The sequence below is a fragment of the Methylocystis suflitae genome, assembly GCF_024448135.1.
GTDB classification, from domain to species: Bacteria; Pseudomonadota; Alphaproteobacteria; order Rhizobiales; family Beijerinckiaceae; genus Methylocystis; species Methylocystis suflitae.
Genome location: NZ_JAMRYX010000189.1, coordinates 1 through 508 on the forward strand (window position 1 = coordinate 1; position 508 = coordinate 508).

A 508-nucleotide genomic window follows, 5' to 3' on the forward strand; every position below is an offset into this window, starting at 1 on the left:
GTCCGCGATGCGCTTCTTGTCAATTGGATACGGCCTATCTGCGTCAGCGGCCGCCTTTGGACTTTTGTTTGTTCTATCAAACCCTCTCGATGGTCGCCTATATTTGGGCAACCTTTTGAACATTCCCGTTCCTCCCAACCTTCAGCTGACATGGTGGTCCGACAGGAAAACAGGTAAATCCCTTGAAAGATGCCACGTTGTAGGAGAGTTTTCTTCTGCCGTTCTCAAAGAATGCCTGGATGTTCCTCCTGGCCGAAAGGGGACAATTTACTTGATTGGCGATAGTCATGCGAGGAACTACCTGCCGGCATTAAGAGAAGAGTTTGGAGAGCACTCGTCCGCCTACATCACCATGGGGTATGGATGTGCATTTGTGCCTCCTGTGATGGCAGCTCAACATGCCAACGTGCGGTGCGTCGAGTATGTTACAGAAACTACTTTATATCTATTGCAGAAGGTGCGTGCTAGTGATGTTGTATTCATCGGGCAGCGCCTCTTTGGTATTGGT

Annotated in this window: 1 protein-coding gene; it reads left to right on the plus strand. The window is 49.6% G+C overall.

Features of this window, described 5'->3' with window-relative positions:
- Positions 1 to 115: 115 nt before the first annotated feature.
- A partial coding sequence (locus tag NEI07_RS14435; protein WP_256035470.1) for an SGNH hydrolase domain-containing protein occupies positions 116 to 508 on the plus strand: 393 nt, incomplete at its 3' end.